Origin of the sequence: Bradyrhizobium sp. B039 (genome assembly GCF_038965675.1) — a bacterium.
Classification (GTDB): domain Bacteria; phylum Pseudomonadota; class Alphaproteobacteria; order Rhizobiales; family Xanthobacteraceae; genus Bradyrhizobium; species Bradyrhizobium diazoefficiens.
This window is the reverse complement of the sequence record NZ_CP152416.1, coordinates 4,215,165-4,236,071: the sequence shown is the minus strand read 5'-3', so window position 1 is coordinate 4,236,071 and position 20,907 is coordinate 4,215,165. Positions and strand designations below refer to the sequence as shown.

Sequence of the window (20,907 nt, the reverse complement as noted above, 5' to 3'; positions counted from 1 at the left end):
GTTGGCGATCAGAAGCGCGCGGCGACCACGATCGGCTGTGGCGCCGGGGTAATGACCGGCGAGCCGCTGTACTGGAAGGTGCCGATACCCGGCAGACTGCCGTCTGGCGCGCCTGCGAACGAGGAACCGGCGAGGACAAAACCGAAAGCAAGGATGAAGCTGAGCGCGCGCATGGTCTTGTCCCTCAATTCCGTCGCCGGCGGTGCACCGCCGTCGTTGTGAAGCTGATAACCATGGGTGGTTTCGCGCGTGATGCGCCAAAGGCGGAAAATGGTTTCATCTCCGTGAGAATTGTTTCGTCCGGTCCGATGCGACGAAACAATTCTCGGAAAATGCCAATCATTTCAGTCAGGTTGCGCCGCAACTCAACGTAACCCGGCAAGTCCTTGTTCCAGCACGTACATGCGCCGGGGGCGCGCTGTCACGCGCGCGCCTTGCACGCTTCATACGCATTTTACGTTTTTCTGCTGAAGAGAAACCAAACGAAGGTTGGGCCCTGTCGAACCGGGGGCGCTTCGGCTGCGACCCAAGCCATCGAAACCGAGACGCCCGGATCACCGGGCGCGATCACGTGAGGGATGGCCATCATGATGGCGGGAAAACGCGCAACGACGCGCGAGGCGGAGCAGCGGACGGACCGCGGAGATCAACGACCTGTTCGCGGCCCCGTCACTTCGACGAGCGAAATGGCGCTGCAATCGAGCCGCGGCTTTGAGGCCGCGCCGCAGATGTTCGTGCGGCTGACCGGCTCGCATCTCGCAAAACCGCGCGTCAGCCGTGCTGTCGTCACCGAGTGAACGCAAACGCGTCACTGAGTGAACGCAAACGGCGTCACTGAGTGAAGAATTCGCCGCACTTCTGGACGTTGGCGTCCGCCGGTCCCCACGGCATGATCGGCACGGTCGAGGTCGAGTTCTTCGGCGAGCCCTCGATCAGCTTGTCCGAATAGACCATGTAGACCAGCACGTTGCGCTTGGCGTCGCAGCCACGCACGATCTGCATCTTCTTGAAGAACAGCGAGCGTCGCCTGCGGAACATGTCGTCGCCTTGTTCCATCTTGTCCTTGAACTTGATGGGCCCGACCTGGCGGCAGGCGAGCGAGATGTCCGAGACCTCCTCGGCAAGGCCGAGCCAGCCCTTGAAACCACCCTTCTCCGGCACGGTGAAATGACAGGCGACACCTTCCACCTCGGGATCATCGAGGCCGTAGGTCGCGAGCTTGTCATTCGGGCTGACCCATTTGAAGACGGTCGAGCGGCGGAAGATCAGATCCGGCTCGTCGGCAGCCTGGGCGGAAGCCACCGGCACGACCAGAGCCAGGAGGAATAAAGCAAGGCCTTTCAAGCGGATGCCGGAAAGACCGGGGAAACGAGATGACATGAAGTTCTCCGGTAACAAGTACCCGCAATGTAGGGATGAGACAGCCAGACAGGAAGGCGACTGGCCGCGAGGAGCGGCCGCCGTTTACCGCTCCGTGAGGCTTTTTTGCTACGTCTTGGACAAATGTAGCTGATGGCAGAACTGCCTTGCCGGTGAACGCGTATCCCCTCTACGAGACTAATGTCTGATTTGGATTATGGATTCGAGGATGAATAGCGTGAAGGGGTCCGGTTCTTCTGCCAAGCCGGCGCGGCTGTGGCAGGTCGCCATTTTGGCGACGGCTGGTGCGATCGGTACGGCAAGCCAGGCGGACGCAGCATTTTACTACTGGACGGATTATTCCGACGGGTCCTACGCCTCCCGTCAGGATCGGCATCTCGAAGTCCCGCGCCAGAAGCCGCAGAAGCGCGGCGCGGCCGGCAAGAAGGACGCGGTTGCCGAGAAGGAAGTCGGCACCAAGCCGCAAGGGCCGCTCGTCATCGTCGTCTCGATCGACCGGCAGAAGGTGACGGTCTACGACACCAACGGCGTGTTCGCGGAATCCCCGGTGTCGACAGGCATGAAGGGCCACTCGACGCCGATGGGTGTGTTCAGCGTCATCCAGAAGCACAAATTCCACCACTCCAACATCTATAGCGGCGCGCCGATGCCGTACATGCAGCGGATCACCTGGTCCGGTGTCGCCATGCATGCCGGCGTGCTGCCGGGTTATCCGGCCTCGCATGGCTGCATCCGCATGCCGATGGCGTTCGCGGTGAAGATGTGGAATTGGACCAAGATGGGTGCACGCGTCATCGTCTCGCCCGGCGAGATGACGCCGCACAGCTTCCAGCACCCGCTGCTCGCCTCCGTGCGCGTGCCGCCGCAGCCCGCGGCCAGCGTCGAGCCTCAGACCAACATCGGCGACAAGGCCGACAAGGGCGCACCAGCCAAGGTCACTGAAGCCAAACCGCCCGAGACCAAGACCGCCAGCGCCGAGAGCGTGCTCGAGCTGCGCTCGTCGGTCGGCCACACCGTGATGTCGGACATGACGACGGGCAATGCGCCGGCCCGCGCGGAAGCGGCCGCACCGGCCGACAAGCTTGACGCAACGAAAACCGCCGAAGCGTCTGACGCGGCCAGGCCGGCAAACGCCGATGCGAAGCCGACCGATTCCGCCGAGGCACCCAAAGCGACCACGGCCTCCGACGACAGGCCCGCCGACAAGGTCGATGCCGTCAAGTCCGAGCCCGTCAAGACTGACGCGGCCGACGCCGCAAGGAAGCCTGATGCCGCCGTGACGGCTACGGCACCCGCGCCGGACGCCAAGAAGGACGAGAGCCGCGTTGCCGATCCTGCGCCTGCGGCGAAGCCGGAAGCGCCCAAGCGGGCCGGCCAGATCGCCGTCTTCATCAGTCGCAAGGATTCCAAGCTCTACGTGCGGCAGAATTTCGCGCCGCTGTTCGAGGTGCCGGTTACGATCGCCGCGAGCGACCGGCCGCTCGGCACGCACGTCTTCACCGCCGAAGTCGACAAGACCGACGCCAATGCATTGCATTGGTCGGTGGTGTCGCTGCCCGTCTCCGCTCGCGCCGCCGCGCGCGAGGATGACAGCCGCGTGACGCGCCGCCAGCGTGGCGCCGCCGTGATCCCCGTCGCCGCAAAGCCGGTGGTCACGCCGGACAACCCGGCTGAGGCGCTCGACCGCATCGCGATCCCCGCCGACACCATGGCGAAGATCAACGAGATGCTGACCTCGGGCGGCTCGGTCATCGTCTCCGACCAGGGCATCAACCAGGGCGAAACCGGCGAAGGCACTGATTTCATCGTCCGGCTCTACTAGAGCGTTTTCGAGCGCCCGATCCATCGGAACGGAAATGGCTCCAGGCGCTTCGCCGCTCCCGATAACGCGGTGTTGACGAGGCCGATCGCAGCGGCGGAGTAACATGCATCCCGGATCATTTCGGGGGACGCCGTCATGATGAACCGAAGGACCATGCTCATCGCGGCGCTTGCAGGCGCCGTCGCTCCGGTGACGCGCGCGGTCGCCGATGGCGGCATGAGCCGGATCTCGGCCTACGCCTTCTCCTTTCCCGCGTTGTCCGGCGACGACATCCGCCTCGCCGCTTTCACCGGCAAACCGCTGCTGGTGGTCAACACCGCCTCGCTCTGCGGCTACACGCCCCAATACGCGGGGCTGCAAGAGCTCTGGAGCGAGTTTCGCGAGCGCGGGCTCACCGTGATCGGCGTGCCCTCCAACGATTTCGGCGGCCAGGAGCCGGGCGGAACGAGCGAGATCACGGAGACCGCGCACCACCAATACGGCGTTACCTTCCCGATCGCGGCCAAGGCCACAGTGATCGGCGCGAGGGCGCATCCGTTCTACAAATGGGCGGCCGACGCGCGCCCGAAGGATGTTCCGCGTTGGAACTTCCACAAATACCTGATCGGGCGTGACGGCTATATCGCCGAGGTATTTGCCTCCGCCATCGAGCCGACCGATACGCGAATCAAGACGGCGATTGCCAAGACGCTGGCCGACACTTGATGCAACGCGCCCCATCCGGTTGGGCACAATTGTGGCGGGATGCCAAACAGCCGTTGCAATGGCGATGGCCCACCATCTAGGCTAAGATCGTTTGGGGCAGGATGGTTTTGCCGGAGGCGAAAAGTCACGGCGGAACAACGGGATCAATCTCGAGGACAACACCATGCGTGTGGCGGCAGGACTGATTTTGGCAAGCGCGATGTCTTTAGGCATGACCGGCGCGGCATGGTCGCAGGCCCCGGCCGCGAAGCCCGCCGCCGCAACGGGTGCCGCACCGGCCGCGACGCCGGCTGCTCCAGCGGCAGCACCGGCTCCTGCAGCGGCCGCCGCGCCAGCGGGCTTCGTCAATCCGCCGCCGCCCAAGCAGGCGCCGCAGCCCGCACGCGCGGCCTGCAACACACCCGACGCGCTCGGGGTCGCCCGCACCGTCGAGATCGACACGACAGGCGGTCCAGGCTTCGGCTTCGAGCACTTCAAGGAGCTCGACTTCCTGCGCGACAAGGAGGTGGTGTTGACCTTCGACGACGGCCCCTGGCCGAAGAACACGCCCGCCGTGCTGAAGGCGCTCGCCGATGAATGCACCACCGGCATCTTCTTCTCGATCGGCAAGCACGCGACCTATGAGCCGGAAATCCTGAAGCAGGTCTACGCTGCCGGCCACACCGTCGGCACCCACACCTGGTCGCACGCCAATCTCAACAACAAGAAGCTCACGGAAGCGCAGCGCAAGGAAGAAATCGAGAAGGGCCTGTCGGCGGTGAAATGGGCGCTCGGCGGCATCTCGCCCTCGCCGTTCTTCCGCTTCCCGGCACTCCAGCATCCGCCGGAGATGGTCACCTATCTCGGCAACCGCAACACGGCGATCTTCTCCTGCGACATCGACTCGTTCGACTTCAAGGCCTCGAAGCCCGAGAAGGTGATCGAGACGGTGATGAAGAAGCTCGACAGCAAGGGCAAGGGCATCGTCCTGATGCACGACTTCCAGAAGCATACGGCAGAAGCCCTGCCCGAGCTCCTCAAGCGCCTAAAGGCAGGCGGCTACAAGGTGGTGGCGATGCGCGCCAAGTTCCCGGCGTCTTCGCTGCCCGAATACGACCAGGAGCTGCTCAAGGACGTCAAGCTGCCGACGGTGAGCCAGCGCCCGGTCAATTCCGTGGTGACGACCGTTTCGGAATAGCCGGCAATTGTCTTTCTGTATCGAAGGCTACGTCATCGTCTCCGCGGACGGCATGCTCGCCGACGCGAGCCATGTCATGCCTGACAGCCTGAAGTTCGAAGGCGACAAGCTGTTCTTCGAGCAGGCGCTCGATCGCGCCGCGCTGATCGTGCACGGCCGGCACTCACATGAGCAGCAGCCGAACTCTCCGAAGCGCAAGCGGCTGATCACGACCCGCAAGATCAAGGCCCTCACCGTCGATCCGGAGATGCCGAACGCGACATTGTGGAATCCGGATCACGCGAGCTTCGAGGAGGCCTGCGCCTTCGCCGATGTCGCCTCCGGCATGGTCGCGATCATCGGCGGTCCCGTCGTGTTCGACATGTTCATGGACCGTTACGACACGTTCTGGCTGTCGGAAGCCCCGCATCTGCGCCTGCCCGGCGGCGAAGGTTGTTTTGTCGGCGTGCCCGAGCGGACCCCGCACGAGGTGCTGGCGTCACACGGGATGAAGCCGGACGCGCCCTATGTGCTCGACGCGGCGCATGACGTCACGGTGACACCGTGGCGTCGGGCGTAGGTGCACTGCAACAACGCTCCCTGCAAAAACGCCCTACACGTCCCCGTAAGCCGCCTCGACCGGCCGCGTGGCGCGGCCATAGCCGATGATCATGCAGAGCGCACCGATGATCGAGAGATTCTTCAGCGCATCGACCAGCATCTTTGCGTTGTCGGGCGCCGCCAGATTCCAGAAGTCGTAGAACAGCACGGTTGCGACCGCGACGTAGACGATCAGCAGCATGGCGAAGAACCGCGCCCCGAAGTTCAGCGCGATCATCAAGCCGGCGATGATCTCGAGCGCGCCGACCGCGATCGCCAGCAGCTGCGGCGTCGTCATGGCGGTCGCCGTCTCGATCTGCTTGGCGTAAGGCGCGATGATGTCAGGCACCACGACCTTGGTGGCAATGAAATCGGCGGTCGCCTGGATGGCGAACAGTTTCGTCGCGCCCGTGTAGATGAACAGCACGGCGAACAGAATTCGCCCGAAAGTCACGAACGCTGGCATGATCGGCCTCTTGGCTCAGGCTTTCTAAGATCGGAACTTGGACGAAAGTCCTGAGCGATTATGAAGAGTCGTTGGCCGGTTTACAAACGGGGAAATGGAGAACTGTTTTGAAAAGATTGAAGGGCGGATGCGCCGGAGGTGTGCTCTCTCGCCCCGCTCTTGTCCGCCGAAGCCTTGGCGAAGGCGGATGCGGGGCCGCGACGAGCTTCGCTCGCGCTGAGAGGGTTGGGGTGAGGGGAGCCTCCACGGGGGCGGTGAGAATTGGACTCGCGGAGAGTCCCCCTCACCCGGATCGCATCTGACGATGCGATCCGGCCTCTCCCCGCAAGCGGGGAGAGGCGAAGAGGTCCCGCCTCAGGTAAACAACGTCGGCTGCTGCCGCGCCGCGCGCTCCTGCGCTTCCACGACGGCGACCGCAGTCATGTTGAGGATGCCGCGCGCGGTCACCGAGGGGGTGAGGATATGCGCCGGGCGCGCCGGGCCGATCAGGATCGGGCCGACGGGCAGTGCATCCGCGAGCGACTTGATCATCTGATAGGCGACGTTGGCGGTGTCGAGCGTCGGCATGATCATGATGTTGGCCTCGCCCTCGAGGTTGGAGTGCGGCAGCACCATCTTGCGCGCAGCGGCCGAAAGTGCCGTGTCGCCCTGCATCTCGCCGTCGGCCTCGATCTCCGGATGCTTCTCCTTCAGGAGCTGGGTCGCCCGGCGCATCTTGCGCGAGGACTCGGTGTCGTAGCTGCCGAAATCGGAATGCGAGACGAAGGCGATCTTCGGCTTGATGTTGAAGCGCTGGACGTGGACCGCCGCGAGCGAGGCGATCTCGGCGAGTTCTTCCGCGCTGGGGTTGGGGCGAACCTGCGTATCGGCGATGAAGAACGCGCCCTTGCTGGTGATCAGCAGCGCCAGCGCCGCATAGTCGCTGATCCCTGCTGAGAAGCCGACGATCTCGCGGACATGGCGCAGATGGCTCATGTAGCGGCCCTCGACGCCGCAGAGCATCGCATCCGCCTCCCCGCGCGTCACCGCGAGCGCGGCGATGACCGTGTTGTTGGTGCGTACCACCGTGCGCGCCGCATCCGGCGTCACGCCGCGGCGGCCGGCGACTTCGACATAGGACTGCACGTAGGATCGGTAGCGCGGATCGTCCTCGGGGTTGACGAGGTCGAAATCCTTGCCGGCCTTGATCGACAGGCCGAAGCGCTTGATGCGCGCCTCCACCACGGACGGACGACCGACCAGGATCGGCGTCGCCAGCTTCTCCTCCAGCACCACCTGCGTGGCGCGCAGCACGCGCTCGTCCTCGCCCTCGGCATAGATCACGCGCACCGGCTGGGTCTTGGCCTTGGCGAACATCGGCTTCATGACGAGGCCGGAGCGGAAGGCGAAGCGCATGAGCTGCGCGGCATATTCGTCGAAATTGGTGATGGGGCGCGTCGCGACGCCCGACTCGATCGCGGCCTTCGCGACCGCCGGCGCCACGCGCAGGATCAGCCGTGGATCGAACGGGCTCGGAATCAGCGAGCCCGGACCGAAGCCTCCCATCTCGCCGGTGTCGACCCCTTGCGCCACCGCATCCGACGGCGCCTCGCGCGCGAGCTGCGCGATGGCTTCGACGGCGGCGTGCTTCATCTCCTCGTTGATGGCGCTGGCACCGACGTCGAGCGCGCCGCGGAAGATGAAGGGAAAGCACAGGACGTTGTTGACCTGGTTCGGATAGTCCGAGCGGCCGGTGCAGATCATGGCGTCGGGGCGCACCTTCCGCGCTTCCTCCGGCATGATTTCGGGCGTCGGATTGGCGAGCGCCATGATGAGCGGCTTGTCGCCCATCGCCTTGGCCATCTCAGGCTTGAGGACGCCCGGTGCCGACAGCCCGATGAAGATGTCCGCGCCGCCGATGACGTCGGCGAGCGTGCGCTTGTCGGTCTTCTGCGCATAGACCGCCTTCCAGCGGTCCATCGAGGTGTTGCGGCCCTCATGCACGAGGCCGTCGATGTCGCAGACCCAGATGTTCTTGCGCTGCGCGCCCATCGACACCAGAAGATTGAGCGTCGCAATCGCGGCAGCACCTGCCCCTGACGCCACGATCTTGACGTCCGACAGCTTCTTGCCGTTCAGCCTGAGGCCGTTGGTGATGGCGGCGGCGACGATGATCGCGGTGCCGTGCTGGTCGTCATGGAAGACCGGGATCTTCATGCGCTCCTTCAGCCGCGCCTCGATCTCGAAGCACTCCGGCCCGCGGATGTCCTCGAGATTGATGCCGCCGAAAGTCGGCTCGAGCGCCGCCACGGTCTCGACCACCCGGTCGATGGTGTCGGCGGCGATCTCGATATCGAACACGTCGATGCCGGCAAACTTCTTGAACAGGACCGCCTTGCCCTCCATCACGGGCTTGGAGGCCAGCGGGCCGATATTGCCGAGGCCGAGCACCGCGGTGCCGTTCGAGACCACGGCGACCAGGTTGGCGCGGGTGGTCAGCGTCGCCGCCTCGGCCGGGTTCTTGGCGATCTCGGTGCAGGCAGCCGCAACGCCCGGAGAATAGGCAAGCGCGAGGTCGCGCTGGTTGGCAAGCGGCTTGGTCGCCTGGATCTCGAGCTTGCCGGGGCGCGGCAGACGATGATAGGCGAGCGCCGCCTGGTGGAGGTCATCAGAATAGGACGACATGCGGTCTCTTGCCTCGCGTTACCGGCCTCAAACTACGTTGTCCTGACCGGTCTGTCGCGGGTCGCGGTATTCCGGGTCATGGAAACGGGATGAAGCACGGCCGGCGCCCCGGTGGCAACATCCGATTCCGCCCCCATCAACAGGCCGCACGGTCAAATATTTGAAAACCATAGCTTTCCCTGGACCGCCCCGCGCTTTGCGAATATGGCAGGTTGCGCAGTGCAAAACGAGCAACTGGAGCTGAGAATGAAGCGGATCCTGATCGGCCTGATCGCACTCGCCGTGCTCGCCGCGGGCGGATGGTTCGGCTTCAACCTCTATGCCAGACATCGCGCCACCGCGGAGATCGAGGCCGTCTTCGACCGGATCCGCAGCCAGGGCGGCAAGGCAAGCCACGGCAAGGTGGCGTTCGACGTGACGAGCCGGACGCTGACCATCGAGGACATCGCAGTCGATCCCGCCGGGCAGCCACAGGCACACGTCAAGATCGCCGGCATCAAGGGCGTGGGCCTCCGCCAGACCGATGAGACCCGCTTTGCGGCCGACAGCATCGATATCTCCGGTTTCGAGGTTGCGCTGGACGAAGTCGGCCCCGGGAAGCTGAAAGCCTCCTACAAGATCCCGCAGATGATCATGCGCGATTACGCGGGCCCTGTTCACGTCCAGAATGCGCCGGCGTCAGGCGCCCTGATCGACTTGTACCGATTTGTGCTCGATCAGTATGCGAGCGTGACCGCATCTTCAGTCACGGCACCGACCCTCACCATCGCCTTCGATGCCGGCAAAGGCGCCGCCGGCAGCGGCGAGGTCGTCTATTCGGGGCTCGCGATCCAGAAGCTCGGCAAGGGCAAGGTCGACGCGATGAAGGCCGACCGCGCCTCCTTCACGATCAACGTGGAGCAGGCCGGCAAGGCGGACAAGCTGAGCGGCGAGATGTCCGACCTCATCATCAATGATTTCGACTCGACCGCAATCGCCGCCGCCCTCGATCCGCAGAAGGCCAACGACGACAGCTACCATCGCGTTTACGGACAAATGTCGAGCGGCCTTTACGTGGCGACGTCGACGCACGGCGTGCGGATGCAGGTCGACGGCATCGCGATCGCCGATATCGCGGTCCAGCCGTCAAAATTCCGGCCGGTCGAGATTCTGGCACTGCTGCCGACGGACCGCTCCGTCCAGCCGACCCCGGCGCAATCGCGCGAGATGATGGAGAAGCTCGCCGGCCTCTATGACGGCCTTCGCGTCGGCAAGATCGAGATCGGCACCATGTCGATCACGACCCCGCAAGGGACGCCCCGACTCAGGGCGATCAGATACCAGGAGGGCGAGTTCGCGCTCGAAGGCCTGGATGCGCCGACGCCGCAAGGCCAAGTGAAGATGGAGCGCTTCGCGCTCAAATCGCTCAGCCTGGCGAACCTGTTTCGTTGGGCCGCGAGCCTCACCACGCCCGGGCAGCCGCCCTCGCCCGATCAGATGCTGGGCCTGTTCCGGGTGCTCGAAGGCGCCGAGATCAAGGGCGTGGTCTCGCCCTACAAGAACACGCGGCAGCTCGTCACCATCGACACGATCAGCCTGAACTGGGGCCAGCTGGTCGGGTCGATCCCGAGCAAGGCCAATCTGGTCGTGAAGATGGTCGCCCCCACCGATCCGGCCAATCCCACGCAGCTGCCGCTGACGATGGCCGGCATCGACAAACTGGCAATCAACCTCGATCTCGGCGCGGCCTGGACGGAGTCCTCGGGCGCGCTGGCGCTCGCGCCGGCCACCATCGACCTCGGCAACCTCGCCAAGGCGCAGGCCCGCCTCGCACTCGCCAACGTGCCGCGCGGCGTATTCACGGCCGACCCGGTGCAAGCCATGAGCCAGGCCGGGCAGATCGAAGCCGGCGCGATCGAGCTCTCCCTGCGCGACAGCGGCGTCGTCGATCTGCTCGTGGCGCAGTTCTCCCGCATGCAGAATGTCAGCCGCGACGCGGCGCGCGGCGCCATCGTCGAGATGATCCGGGCACAGGGCGAGAAGATCGCGGCCGCCAATCCCGATGCCAAGACCGCGGTCGATGCCATCGCCGGCTTCGTCGAGACGTCAGGGCAAACGCTCACCATCAAGCTGACGCCGCTCGGCAAGGTGCCGATGCTTCAGCTGCTCGGCGCCCTGAACAGCGAGCCGATCGTCGCGCTGGCACAATTCCGCATCGAGGCGTCGACGGGGTTGTAGGCCGAGCGTTCGCTCGGCGGTCTCGTGTCCCGGACGCGGCGCGGCATGAAATGACGCGACGCAGAGCCGGGACCCAGGGTCACCGTCCGTGAAGTCTGGGCCCCGGCTCTGCAGCGCACCGCTGAAGAAGCGCTGCGCTGCGTCCGGGGTACGCATTCACTTCTGCGGCAGGTTCACTCGCACATGCAGCTCGCGGAGCTGCTTGGTCGTGGCTTCCGACGGTGCGCCCATCAGGAGGTCCATGGCCTGCTGGTTCATCGGGAACAGCGAGATCTCGCGCAAATTGGTGGTGCCGCACAGCAGCATCACGATGCGGTCAACGCCCGCGGCCATGCCGCCATGCGGCGGCGCGCCGTACTGGAAGGCGCGGTACATGCCGCCGAAGCGGTCGACCACTTCCTGCTCGCCATAGCCGGCGATCTCGAACGCCTTCACCATCGCTTCCGGTACGTGGTTGCGGATGCCGCCCGAAGCGATCTCGTAGCCGTTGCAGGTGATGTCGTACTGGAACGCCTTGACGGTCAGCGGATCCTGGCCCTTCAGCGCCTCGAGGCCGCCCTGCGGCATCGAGAACGGGTTGTGCGAGAAGTCGACCTTCTTGTCGTCCTCGTTGTACTCGTACATCGGGAAATCGACGATCCAGGCGAGCTCGAACCGCTCCTTGTCGGTGAGGTTCAATTCCTCGCCGACCTTGTTGCGGGCAAGGCCTGAGAACTTCCAGAACTTGTCGGGATCGCCGGCGACGAAGAAGGCGGCATCGCCTTCTTTGACGCCGATCTGCGCGCGGATCGCAGCGGTGCGCTCAGGCCCGATGTTGTTCGCCAAGGGACCAGCGCCCTCGCCGCCCTCGCGCCACATGATGTAGCCGAGACCGGGCTGGCCTTCACCTTGCGCCCAGGAGTTCATGCGGTCGCAGAAGGCGCGGCTGCCGCCGCCCGGCGCCGGGATCGCCCAGACCTGATTCTTGGGGTCTTCGAGCATGCGCGCGAACACCTTGAAGCCGGAGCCGCGGAAGTGCTCGGAGACGTCCTGCATCTCGATGGGGTTGCGCAGGTCCGGCTTGTCGCTGCCGTATTTGCGCAGCGCTTCGGCGAACGGGATGCGGCGCCAGTTCTTGCTCACCGGCTTGCCCTTGGCAAACTCCTCGAACACGCCGGTGATGACAGGCTCCATCGCCGCGAACACGTCTTCCTGCGTGACGAAGCTCATCTCGACGTCGAGCTGGTAGAACTCGCCCGGCAAGCGGTCGGCGCGCGGGTCCTCGTCGCGGAAGCACGGCGCGATCTGGAAGTAGCGGTCGAAGCCCGACATCATCAGCAATTGCTTGTACTGCTGCGGCGCCTGCGGCAGCGCGTAGAACTTGCCGGGATGGATGCGCGAGGGCACCAGGAAGTCGCGCGCGCCTTCCGGCGAGGACGCGGTCAGGATCGGGGTGTTGAACTCGAAGAAGCCCTGCCCCTCCATGCGCCGACGCATCGACTTGATGATTTCGACGCGCGTCATGATGTTCTGGTGCAGTTTTTCGCGACGCAGATCCAGGAAGCGATATTTGAGCCTGATATCCTCAGGATATTCCTGGTCGCCGAACACCGGCAGCGGCAGGTCGCCGGCCGGGCCCAGCACCTCGATCTCGCTGACATAGATCTCGATCTTGCCGGTCGGCAAATCGTCGTTGTCGGTGCCTTCAGGGCGGCGGCGGACCTTGCCGTCCATCTTGACCACGAATTCCGAGCGCAGCTTTTCGGCCAGCGAGAACGCCGGCGAGTCCGGGTCGACCACGCACTGGGTCAGGCCATAATGGTCGCGCAGGTCGATGAACAGCACGCCGCCATGGTCGCGAACGCGATGGACCCAGCCCGAGAGGCGGATCGTCTCGCCGATGTTGCTCTCGCGGAGCGCGCCGCATGTATGTGACCGGTAGCGATGCATGGTCGTCCCAAATTGATGTCTGAGGAAGCGAATCGGACGACTGAGGTGGCCGGTCCGAAAGTTGCGGCAGGGTTTACCCGACGAGGCCCAAGGCGGCAACCAAGGGAACGGCCTGTTTGGGGCCCGGAAGGCCCATTTTTGGCCGATCTGGGCTCAAGCCTTTGCCATCAGGCGTTCCCCGCCTATCTTTACCTCCATGACCGTCCATTTCCCCTTCCAGAACTCCTATTCGGCGCTGCCGGACAGCTTCTTTGCCCGGGTCGCGCCGACCCCGGTCGCAGCCCCCCGGCTCATCAAGCTGAACCGGCCGCTGGCGGTCCAGCTCGGCCTCGACCCGAATATGCTGGAGACCCCTGAGGGCGCCGAGATCCTGGCGGGCAAGACGGTTCCTGATGGAGCCGACCCCATCGCCATGGCCTATGCCGGCCACCAATTCGGGCAGTTCGTGCCCCAGCTCGGCGACGGCCGGGCGATCCTGCTCGGCGAGGTCATCGACCGGGACGGCGTCCGCCGCGACATCCAGCTCAAGGGAAGCGGTCCCACCCCGTTCTCCCGCCGCGGCGACGGCCGCGCTGCGCTCGGGCCCGTCTTGCGCGAATACATCGTCAGCGAAGCGATGTACGCGTTGGGCATTCCGACCACACGCTCGCTTGCCGCCGTCGTCACCGGCGAGCACGTCATCCGCGAGACCGCGCTGCCTGGCGCGGTGCTGACCCGCGTCGCCGCGAGCCACATCCGCGTCGGCACCTTCCAGTTCTTTGCCGTCCGCCGCGATACCGACGCGATCCGCCGGCTCGCCGATCACGTCATCGCCCGTCACTATCCCGAGCTGCTCGGTACCGAGCGGCCCTATCACGCGCTGCTTGCCGGCGTCGTCGCGCGCCAGGCCGAGCTCGTCGCGCGCTGGCTGCTGGTCGGCTTCATCCACGGCGTGATGAACACCGACAATTCTTCGATCTCGGGCGAGACCATCGATTACGGCCCCTGCGCCTTCATGGATGCCTACAATCCCGCGCAGGTCTTCTCCTCGATCGACGAGATGGGCCGCTACGCCTACGCCAACCAGCCGCGCATCGCGCTGTGGAATCTGACCCGGCTGGCCGAGTGCCTGCTGCCGCTGTTCGGCGAAGAGCAGGAGAAGGTGGTCGAGCAGGCACAGGACATTCTCGGCGCATTCCCCGAGACATTCAGCAAGGCCTATCAGGCGGGCCTGCGCAAGAAGGTCGGCCTGTTCACGGAGCGCGACGGCGACGAGGCCCTGATCCAGGACCTGCTCGACGCCATGGCGAAGAACCAGGCCGACTTCACCCTGACCTTCCGCAGGCTGGGTGACGCCGCAGGCGATCCGGCCGCGGACGACGCCCGCGCAGAGTTCATGGACCCCGCAGCCTTCGATGAATGGGCCCGGCGCTGGCGCGAGCGTCTCGCGGCCGAGCCGCAATCCGCCGCCGAGCGGCAGACCGCCATGAACGCCGTCAACCCGCTCTTCATCCCGCGCAACCACCGCGTCGAGGCCGTGATCCAGGCCGCGGTCAACGATGACAACTACGCGCTGTTCGAGGAATTGGTGAAGGTGCTGGCCAAGCCGTACGAGGACCAGCCGGACTATGCGGCTTATGCCGATCCGCCGCTACCGGACCAGCGGGTGTTGCAGACGTTCTGCGGGACGTGAAAGTTCGCACGCCCCCGCATCACCACCTCTAATTGATTCGCTGCATGGATTGCGCCTTGCGCGAATCCATTCCTGTCCGGTGGACGTTGTGGACACGTCCTGCCCGCGGGAACCGCTGTCATCAAACTGAAACACTCGCGCTCTAACGGCCTGTCAGCGCCGTCTTGCCGGAGGCGCCCATCCTCCAACAAGTCCCGACAAAGCGCGCCATGCCCTTCAAATTCATTCACATCACCGACACGCATCTCGCGAACCCCGGGCTGAAGCTCTATGGGCTCGATCCGCGCGCCCGGCTGGACGCGGCGATCGCCGACATCAACAAGCACCAGTCCGACGCCGCATTTGCCGTCGTGACCGGCGACCTCACCCATTGGGGCGAGCCTGAATCCTACGCCAATTTCGCAGACGCGATGGCTGCGCTGAAAATCCCGTACATCGCCATGGTCGGCAACCACGACAAACGCGTAGCTTGCCTCGACGGCCTGAAGGCCGCACCGCGCGATTCCAACGGCTTCGTGCAGGGCACGCGCATCACCGAGCACGGCCTGTTCGTCTTCCTGGATACGCTGGACGAGACCAGCCACGCCGGCGAAATGTGCGCCAAGCGTCTCGGCTGGCTCGCAAGCACGCTGGCCGCCGCACCGGCCGACATGCCGTTCGTCGTCTTCATGCACCATCCGCCCTTCCCGGTCGGCGTCCACGCGATGGACGAGATATCGCTGAAGCAGAGCCCCGAATTCGCGGAAGTCATCGCTCCCTATCGCTCGCGCATCCGCCACCTCTTCTTCGGCCATGTCCACCGGCCGATCTTCGGCAGCTACGGCAAGATTCCGTTCTCGACGCTGCGCGGCACCAACCACCAGGTCTGGTTCGAGCTTGACGCTGCCGCCGCCGAGCATCTCGCCAGCCACGAGCCGCCGGCCTATGGCGTGGTGCTGATCGACGGCGAGAACCTGGTCGTGCACAGCCACGACTTCCTCGACGAAAGTCTGCGCTTCCCCTTCGAGCCACCGGCAGGAGTGGACGGCCGCGACTATGCGCTCAACTTCCCGGCGCGGTGAGATGAGCCTCGCTGAACCCGCGACTCTCCCGGTCGCGGCAACTGCGCCGCCGCGCCTGCTTCTCCTGAGGCGGTTCTCCGCCCGCTTCAAAACCTCGCTGCCGGCCTATCTCCTGCTGCTGCCCTCGCTGATCTTCCTCGCGCTGTTCACCTACGGCGCGATGGGACGCGTGATGATCGACGCGCTGTATCAGCGCGCCACGCCCAAGGCGCCGGTCCGCTTCGTCGGCTTTGAGAACATCAACGCGGTGCTCGCCGATCCCGCCTTCACCGGGGCGATCGTCAACAATCTCGTCTATGCCGTCGGCACCGCGATCCCCAGCATCGGCCTGGCGCTCTTGTTTGCGCTGGCGCTGTCGCGCACCAACGCCTTCAACAGCGTGCTGCGCGCCGCGCTGTTCCTGCCGGTGCTGATCCCGATGGTCGCGGCGTCCGCGCTGTTCCTGTTCATCTTCCTGCCGAATGTCGGCCTGCTCGACTATTACATCGGCCGCCTGCTGCCGGTGCTGCCGAACTGGCTCGGCGATTCCGACATCGCGCTTTACGCCATCATGGTCATCACCATCTGGAAGAACGCCGGCTACTACATGCTGTTCTTCCTCGCCGGCCTCCAGGCGGTGCCGGAGGACGTGATGGAAGCCGCCCATCTGGACGGCGCCGGTCCGTACCAGCGCCTGCGCCACATCATACTGCCGGAGCTCAAGCCCACCTTCCTGTTCGTCACTGTCATCGCAACGCTCAATGCGGTGACACAGGTCGATCACGTCTTCGTCATGACCAAGGGCGGGCCGTCCAACGCGACCAATCTCGTGCTGTTCTACATCTACCAGCAGGCGGTCGAGCACTACGACATCGGCAAGGCCTCGGCGGCCACGCTGCTGACGCTCGCCGTGCTGATGGGCCTCACCGCGCTCTCGTTCCGGACGATGGCGAACCGGGAGGGCGGGCCATGAAGCTGATCGACTGGCTGCTCAAGGACGCCCCGCTCGCCACGCGCCGCGAGATCACGCCGAAGCTCGGCTTCGTGTTGACCGTGCTGCTCGCGATCATCTGGCTCATCCCCTTCCTCTGGATGGGCGTTGCGACGCTACGCCCCGCCTCGGACGGGATCAACGCCATGGCCGAGCTGATGCCGAGCCTCAAGCCGACGCTCGACAATGTCAGGGATGCCTGGGAGATCGGCGATTTCCCGCGCTACGCGCTGAACACCACGATCATCTGCACCGGCATCCTGCTGGTGCAGCTCGTCACGATCACGCTGGCGGGCTTTGCCTTTGCGCGTCTGAACTTCGCCGGCAAGACGTTGATCTTCTACCTATTCCTGATGCAGCTGATGCTGGTGCCGGTGCTCTTGATCGTGCCGAACCTGACGCTCGTGGCGCAGCTCGGCCTCTATGACACGCTCACCGGCGTGATGATGCCGTTCTTCGCCTCCGCCTTCGGCACCTTCCTGATGCGGCAGGCGTTCGAGGCGATCCCGACCGAGCTGGAAGATGCCGCGCTGATCGACGGCGCCAGCCTGTTCCAGCGCATTCGCCACATCTACGTGCCGCTGTCGATGCCGAGCTTCTCCGCCTTCGCCATCATCTCGGTCACCAGCCACTGGAACGACTTCCTGTGGCCGCTGATGGTGATCAATTCGCCGGACAAGCGGCCGCTCACCGTCGGCCTCTCCGTCTTCACCGCAACGGCCGAAGGCACCCAGGCCTGGGGCACCATCGCCGCCGGCACGCTGATGGTAATCGCGCCGCTGCTCGTCACCTTCCTGATCTTCCAGAAGCGCTTCATCAGCTCTTTCGTCACCTCAGGCATCAAATAGGAGATTTTCCGATGCTGTTTTCCCGCAGGCTCATGCTCGGCCTCGCCATGGCAGGCACTATGGCAGGCGCCCTCGCCTTTCCCGCGCTCGCCGGCGAAGGTCCGACCGAGATCGACCTGTTCTTCCCCGTCCCCGTCGACGGCAAGCTCGCCCGCGACATGGGCACCTTGATCAAGGAGTTCAACGAGACCCATCCCGAGGTCAAGGCGACCGCGGTCTACACCGGCTCCTATGACGACACGCTGATCAAGACGCGCGCGGCCATCAAGGCCGGCAAGCCGCCGTCCGCCGTGATCATGTCGGCGAACTTCCTGCTCGACATGCAGATCGAGAACGAGCTCACCAATCTCGACGGCCTGATCGCCGCCGACGGCAAGACCAAGGACCAGTTCCTCGGCCAGTTCTTCCCGGCGCTGCAGGGCAACGCGGTGATCAACCGCTCGGTCTATGGCGTGCCTTTCCACAATTCGACGCCGCTGCTCTACATCAACGCCGACAAGGCCAAGGAAGCGGGCCTTGATCCGAACAAGCCGCCGCAGACCTGGGCGGAGCTGACCGACTGGGCCAAGAAGCTCACCAAGCGCGAGGGCGACAAGGTGACCCAATGGGGCATCGCGATCCCCTGCGCCTATGACTATTGCGGCTGGATGATGGAAACGCTCACCATGACCAATGGCGGGCGCTACTACAACGAGGAGTTCGGCGGCGAGGTCTATTACGACACGCCCTCGATGCTCGGCGCGCTGACCTGGTGGAACGACCTCGTCTACAAGCACAAGGTCCACGCGCCTGGCGCGACGCCCGGTCCCGCCGTCAGCACCTCCTTCATCTCCGGCAACGCCGCGATGATGATGCTGTCCACGGGCTCGCTGACCTATGTGCGCGACAACGCCAAGTTCAACTACAAGGTCGCTTTCATCCCGCGCAACGTCCGCAACGCCGTGCCGATCGGCGGCGCCTCGCTGATCGTTCCGGCCGGTCTCGAAGCCGACAAGCAGAAGGCCGCCTGGACGCTGATCAAGTGGATGACCTCGCCCGAGAAGAGCGCCTGGTGGAGCCGCGCCACCGGCTATTTCGCCCCCAACATGGCCGCCTACAAGACGCCTGACATGGTCGACTTCCTGAACAAGAACCCGGACGCCAAGACCGCCGTCGAGCAGCTCGACGTCGCAAAGCCCTGGTTCGCGACCTACAAGACCGTCCCGGTCCGCAAGACGCTGGAGGACGAGGTGATGCTGGTCCTGAACGGCAAGAAGCAGCCGAAGGAGGCGCTCGCCGCCGCCCAGAAAGCGGCCGACGAGACGCTGAAGCCGTACAACGCGGAAACGTCGCTGAAGCTGCCGTAAGGCCGACGCTTACGTCCAAACGAACTTCGGCGCTCCGTCATGCGGGGCGCCGAATGCGTTTCGCGAGATGCGCGCGTTTAGATCGTCACCACGATCTTGCCGAACTGATCGTTCGACTCCAGGAAGCGATGCGCCTCGACGATCTCCTCGAACCGGAATGTCCTGGCGATGATCGGCTTCAGCGTGCCGTCCGACAGCCCATCAAGAATGAATGCCTTGGCCTTCGCAAGGCGCACGGGATCGCGGATGATCTCGTGCACGAGGTAGCCACGCAGGACCAGACTCTTGGTCAACACGTTGAAGAGCGGGAACGGCGTCGGCGCCGGGCTGAGCCCGCCATACTCGATCAGAATGCCGCCCGGCGACATCGCCGCGGTCAGCGGCTCGAATGCGGGACCGCCGACGGCGTCAAACACCACGCGGACGCCGTTTGAACCGGCGATCTCCGCGAGCCGCGCTCCGATGTCCTCCTCGTCCGAGGCGATCACGTGCGCGGCGCCGGCATCGCGCAAGGCGCGCCGCTTGGTCGAGGTCCGCGTTAGTGCAACCGGGACAGCGCCGATCCGGTTCGCGATCTGAATGGCCGCAAGCCCGACGCTGCTCGATGCCGCCGTGATGGCGACGACGTCCCCGCGCCCAAGTCCGGCGATATCGACCAGCGCGCCGTAGGCCGTCAGATATTGCATCCACATCGCAGCCGCGACCTCGAAGCCAAGCTCGGGCGGATGCTTCACGACGAGCTCGGCCGGAAACGTCGCGAGCTCGGCGTAGGCCGGCCATCGCACCATCGACAGCGGCGGCACGATGCTCACAGTGTCATCGGGCGCAAAGCCGGCCACGCCTTCGCCGACCGCCTCAACGATGCCGGCCGCCTCCAGACCAAGGCCGGACGGAAATTTCGCGGACTCGATATACGTGCCCCTCCGCAGCAGCGCCTCGGCGCGGTTGAGACCGAGTGCCCTGACCCGGATCTGAACCTCGCCCTTTGCCGGCGGTGGAACGCTGGCGGTCTCGATGCACAGCACTTCGGGACCGCCGTGCCGGTGAAAGCGAACGATGCGGGTCATGGGATATACTCCAAATCAGTTGAACTGAATGGAGCTATGCCGGTCCCGTGGAAGCGGATAAATCACCCAAACAAGCGAACAGTCGAAACCAGGAGTTTTCAATATGGACCGCCTGACCAGCATGGCCGTGTTCGTCAAGGCCGTCGATCTCGGCTCGTTCGCAGCCGCCGCCGACGCGCTGGAGCTGTCGGGGCCGATGGTCGGCAAGCATGTGCGCTTCCTCGAACAGCGCCTCGGCGCCCGCCTCCTCAACCGTACCACGCGGCGCCAGAGCCTGACCGACGCAGGGCAAGCCTATTACGAGCGCTGCCGTGCCGTGCTCAACGCGGCTGAAGCGGCTGACGCCGTAGTTGCCGACGAATTATCCGAACCGCGCGGCAGGCTGCGCGTGACAATGCCCGCGCTGCTGGGGCGGCACTGCATCGCGCCCCTGTTGATGAAGCTGGCGCGCAAACATTCGCATCTCGAGCTCGACCTCTCCTTCGGCGACCCGATCGCTGACATCGTCGAGGGCGGCTACGATCTTGCGATCCGGACCGGTGATCTCGATAACCAGTCCGGCCTGATTACGCGGCGCATCGCTCGCCAGCGAATGGTGGTGTGCGGCGCGCGATCCTATTTGCGCGCCCATGGCAAGCCGAAATCGATCGACGATCTCGCCGCCCACCAGGCGATCATCTATCGCCACTCCGGGCGCGTCCGGCCTTGGCTGTTTCCGCGGGACGGTCAGCCTCCGCGCGAGATCATGCCGGCCGGCAGGCTCAGGCTCGACGATCTCGAGGCGATCGCGGACGCCGCGGCACAGGGCATGGGGCTCGCCTGGCTACCCTACTGGCTGGTCCGCGAACGCCTCAACAACGGCGCGCTGGTCGGTCTCTTCGGGGGCCAACCGGAATTCCTGTACGACTGCCACGCCCTGTGGCCACGTTCGCCGCGGATGCCGCTCAAGGTCCGCGCCGCCGTGGACGCCCTCGCCGCCGCCTTGCCGAAACTGATGCCGTGAT

At 65.0% G+C, this 20,907-nt stretch carries 18 protein-coding genes; 12 read left to right on the top strand and 6 right to left on the bottom strand.

Annotation, left to right across the window (positions count from 1 at the left end):
- Positions 1-8: 8 nt before the first annotated feature.
- Positions 9-173 (bottom strand): hypothetical protein, encoded by a 165-nt coding sequence (locus tag AAFG50_RS19640; RefSeq protein WP_166466013.1) that lies wholly within the window; start codon positions 171-173, stop codon positions 9-11.
- A gap of 414 nt (positions 174-587) precedes the next feature.
- Here AAFG50_RS19640 and AAFG50_RS19635 point away from each other — a divergent pair, with 414 nt between their 5' ends.
- On the top strand, positions 588-797 hold the full coding sequence (locus tag AAFG50_RS19635; RefSeq protein WP_028171130.1) for a hypothetical protein: 210 nt from the start codon (positions 588-590) through the stop codon (positions 795-797).
- 34 nt (positions 798-831) lie between these two features.
- Here the strand turns inward: AAFG50_RS19635 and AAFG50_RS19630 are convergent, their stop codons facing one another.
- The gene (locus AAFG50_RS19630; protein WP_011086924.1) at positions 832-1,380 is read right to left on the bottom strand and encodes a CreA family protein; all 549 of its coding nucleotides are present in this window, start codon (positions 1,378-1,380) and stop codon (positions 832-834) included.
- A gap of 208 nt (positions 1,381-1,588) precedes the next feature.
- Here AAFG50_RS19630 and AAFG50_RS19625 point away from each other — a divergent pair, with 208 nt between their 5' ends.
- From AAFG50_RS19625 to AAFG50_RS19610, 4 genes are all read left to right on the top strand, one after another.
- Complete coding sequence (locus AAFG50_RS19625; protein ID WP_028171129.1) at positions 1,589-3,202, top strand: L,D-transpeptidase; 1,614 nt, start codon at positions 1,589-1,591, stop codon at positions 3,200-3,202.
- 135 nt (positions 3,203-3,337) lie between these two features.
- Positions 3,338-3,907, top strand: coding sequence for a glutathione peroxidase (locus AAFG50_RS19620; protein WP_028171128.1), 570 nt, complete (start codon positions 3,338-3,340; stop codon positions 3,905-3,907).
- A gap of 163 nt (positions 3,908-4,070) precedes the next feature.
- Entirely contained in the window at positions 4,071-5,084 is a 1,014-nt protein-coding gene (locus tag AAFG50_RS19615; RefSeq protein ID WP_161535150.1) for a polysaccharide deacetylase family protein, read from the top strand.
- Positions 5,085-5,091: 7 nt separating this feature from the next.
- Entirely contained in the window at positions 5,092-5,643 is a 552-nt protein-coding gene (locus AAFG50_RS19610; RefSeq protein ID WP_028171126.1) for a dihydrofolate reductase, read from the top strand.
- A gap of 33 nt (positions 5,644-5,676) precedes the next feature.
- Here AAFG50_RS19610 and AAFG50_RS19605 read toward each other — a convergent pair whose 3' ends face one another.
- Together AAFG50_RS19605 and AAFG50_RS19600 are read right to left on the bottom strand one after the other, a co-directional pair.
- Positions 5,677-6,129 (bottom strand): DoxX family membrane protein, encoded by a 453-nt coding sequence (locus AAFG50_RS19605; protein WP_011086919.1) that lies wholly within the window; start codon positions 6,127-6,129, stop codon positions 5,677-5,679.
- A gap of 354 nt (positions 6,130-6,483) precedes the next feature.
- Positions 6,484-8,793, bottom strand: a complete 2,310-nt coding sequence (locus tag AAFG50_RS19600) for an NADP-dependent malic enzyme (protein ID WP_028171125.1) — start codon at positions 8,791-8,793, stop codon at positions 6,484-6,486.
- A gap of 246 nt (positions 8,794-9,039) precedes the next feature.
- Here AAFG50_RS19600 and AAFG50_RS19595 point away from each other — a divergent pair, with 246 nt between their 5' ends.
- Positions 9,040-11,010 (top strand): hypothetical protein, encoded by a 1,971-nt coding sequence (locus AAFG50_RS19595; protein ID WP_028171124.1) that lies wholly within the window; start codon positions 9,040-9,042, stop codon positions 11,008-11,010.
- A gap of 156 nt (positions 11,011-11,166) precedes the next feature.
- Here AAFG50_RS19595 and aspS read toward each other — a convergent pair whose 3' ends face one another.
- Positions 11,167-12,939 carry an aspartate--tRNA ligase gene (gene aspS, locus AAFG50_RS19590; protein ID WP_028171123.1) on the bottom strand — a complete coding sequence of 591 codons (1,773 nt, stop codon included), beginning with the start codon at positions 12,937-12,939 and terminating at the stop codon, positions 11,167-11,169.
- 196 nt (positions 12,940-13,135) lie between these two features.
- Here aspS and AAFG50_RS19585 point away from each other — a divergent pair, with 196 nt between their 5' ends.
- The 5 genes from AAFG50_RS19585 to AAFG50_RS19565 all read left to right on the top strand — a co-directional run bounded on the left by AAFG50_RS19585 (position 13,136) and on the right by AAFG50_RS19565 (position 18,836).
- Positions 13,136-14,611: a YdiU family protein gene (locus tag AAFG50_RS19585; protein ID WP_028171122.1), complete on the top strand. Its 1,476-nt coding sequence runs from the start codon at positions 13,136-13,138 to the stop codon at positions 14,609-14,611.
- Positions 14,612-14,820: 209 nt separating this feature from the next.
- A complete protein-coding gene (locus AAFG50_RS19580) occupies positions 14,821-15,672 on the top strand; it encodes a phosphodiesterase (RefSeq protein ID WP_028171121.1) in 852 nt (283 codons plus the stop codon).
- Position 15,673: 1 nt separating this feature from the next.
- Positions 15,674-16,624, top strand: coding sequence for a sugar ABC transporter permease (locus AAFG50_RS19575; protein WP_028171120.1), 951 nt, complete (start codon positions 15,674-15,676; stop codon positions 16,622-16,624).
- Complete coding sequence (locus AAFG50_RS19570; RefSeq protein WP_028171119.1) at positions 16,621-17,490, top strand: carbohydrate ABC transporter permease; 870 nt, start codon at positions 16,621-16,623, stop codon at positions 17,488-17,490. Before AAFG50_RS19575 ends, AAFG50_RS19570 begins: the two co-directional genes overlap by 4 nt.
- Positions 17,491-17,501: 11 nt before the next feature.
- The gene (locus AAFG50_RS19565) at positions 17,502-18,836 is read left to right on the top strand and encodes an ABC transporter substrate-binding protein (protein ID WP_028171118.1); all 1,335 of its coding nucleotides are present in this window, start codon (positions 17,502-17,504) and stop codon (positions 18,834-18,836) included.
- Between the two features lie 77 nt (positions 18,837-18,913).
- Here the strand turns inward: AAFG50_RS19565 and AAFG50_RS19560 are convergent, their stop codons facing one another.
- Positions 18,914-19,903 carry a zinc-dependent alcohol dehydrogenase family protein gene (locus AAFG50_RS19560; protein ID WP_028171117.1) on the bottom strand — a complete coding sequence of 330 codons (990 nt, stop codon included), beginning with the start codon at positions 19,901-19,903 and terminating at the stop codon, positions 18,914-18,916.
- A 103-nt stretch (positions 19,904-20,006) separates the two neighbouring features.
- Between AAFG50_RS19560 and AAFG50_RS19555 the strand changes: the two genes are divergently transcribed.
- Complete coding sequence (locus AAFG50_RS19555) at positions 20,007-20,906, top strand: LysR family transcriptional regulator (RefSeq protein ID WP_028171116.1); 900 nt, start codon at positions 20,007-20,009, stop codon at positions 20,904-20,906.
- The last annotated feature ends 1 nt before the right edge of the window (position 20,907 follow it).

Bases quoted from the DNA above. Each gene is read 5' to 3' on its own strand.
- AAFG50_RS19640 (WP_166466013.1), bottom strand. From the start codon at position 173: ATGCGCGCGCTCAGCTTCATCCTTGCTTTCGGTTTTGTCCTCGCCGGT.
- AAFG50_RS19635 (WP_028171130.1), top strand. From the start codon at position 588: ATGATGGCGGGAAAACGCGCAACGACGCGCGAGGCGGAGCAGCGGACG.
- AAFG50_RS19630 (WP_011086924.1), bottom strand. From the start codon at position 1,380: ATGTCATCTCGTTTCCCCGGTCTTTCCGGCATCCGCTTGAAAGGCCTT.
- AAFG50_RS19625 (WP_028171129.1), top strand. From the start codon at position 1,589: ATGAATAGCGTGAAGGGGTCCGGTTCTTCTGCCAAGCCGGCGCGGCTG.
- AAFG50_RS19620 (WP_028171128.1), top strand. From the start codon at position 3,338: ATGATGAACCGAAGGACCATGCTCATCGCGGCGCTTGCAGGCGCCGTC.
- AAFG50_RS19615 (WP_161535150.1), top strand. From the start codon at position 4,071: ATGCGTGTGGCGGCAGGACTGATTTTGGCAAGCGCGATGTCTTTAGGC.
- AAFG50_RS19605 (WP_011086919.1), bottom strand. From the start codon at position 6,129: ATGCCAGCGTTCGTGACTTTCGGGCGAATTCTGTTCGCCGTGCTGTTC.
- AAFG50_RS19600 (WP_028171125.1), bottom strand. From the start codon at position 8,793: ATGTCGTCCTATTCTGATGACCTCCACCAGGCGGCGCTCGCCTATCAT.
- AAFG50_RS19595 (WP_028171124.1), top strand. From the start codon at position 9,040: ATGAAGCGGATCCTGATCGGCCTGATCGCACTCGCCGTGCTCGCCGCG.
- aspS (WP_028171123.1), bottom strand. From the start codon at position 12,939: ATGCATCGCTACCGGTCACATACATGCGGCGCGCTCCGCGAGAGCAAC.
- AAFG50_RS19585 (WP_028171122.1), top strand. From the start codon at position 13,136: ATGACCGTCCATTTCCCCTTCCAGAACTCCTATTCGGCGCTGCCGGAC.
- AAFG50_RS19580 (WP_028171121.1), top strand. From the start codon at position 14,821: ATGCCCTTCAAATTCATTCACATCACCGACACGCATCTCGCGAACCCC.
- AAFG50_RS19575 (WP_028171120.1), top strand. From the start codon at position 15,674: ATGAGCCTCGCTGAACCCGCGACTCTCCCGGTCGCGGCAACTGCGCCG.
- AAFG50_RS19570 (WP_028171119.1), top strand. From the start codon at position 16,621: ATGAAGCTGATCGACTGGCTGCTCAAGGACGCCCCGCTCGCCACGCGC.
- AAFG50_RS19565 (WP_028171118.1), top strand. From the start codon at position 17,502: ATGCTGTTTTCCCGCAGGCTCATGCTCGGCCTCGCCATGGCAGGCACT.
- AAFG50_RS19560 (WP_028171117.1), bottom strand. From the start codon at position 19,903: ATGACCCGCATCGTTCGCTTTCACCGGCACGGCGGTCCCGAAGTGCTG.
- AAFG50_RS19555 (WP_028171116.1), top strand. From the start codon at position 20,007: ATGGACCGCCTGACCAGCATGGCCGTGTTCGTCAAGGCCGTCGATCTC.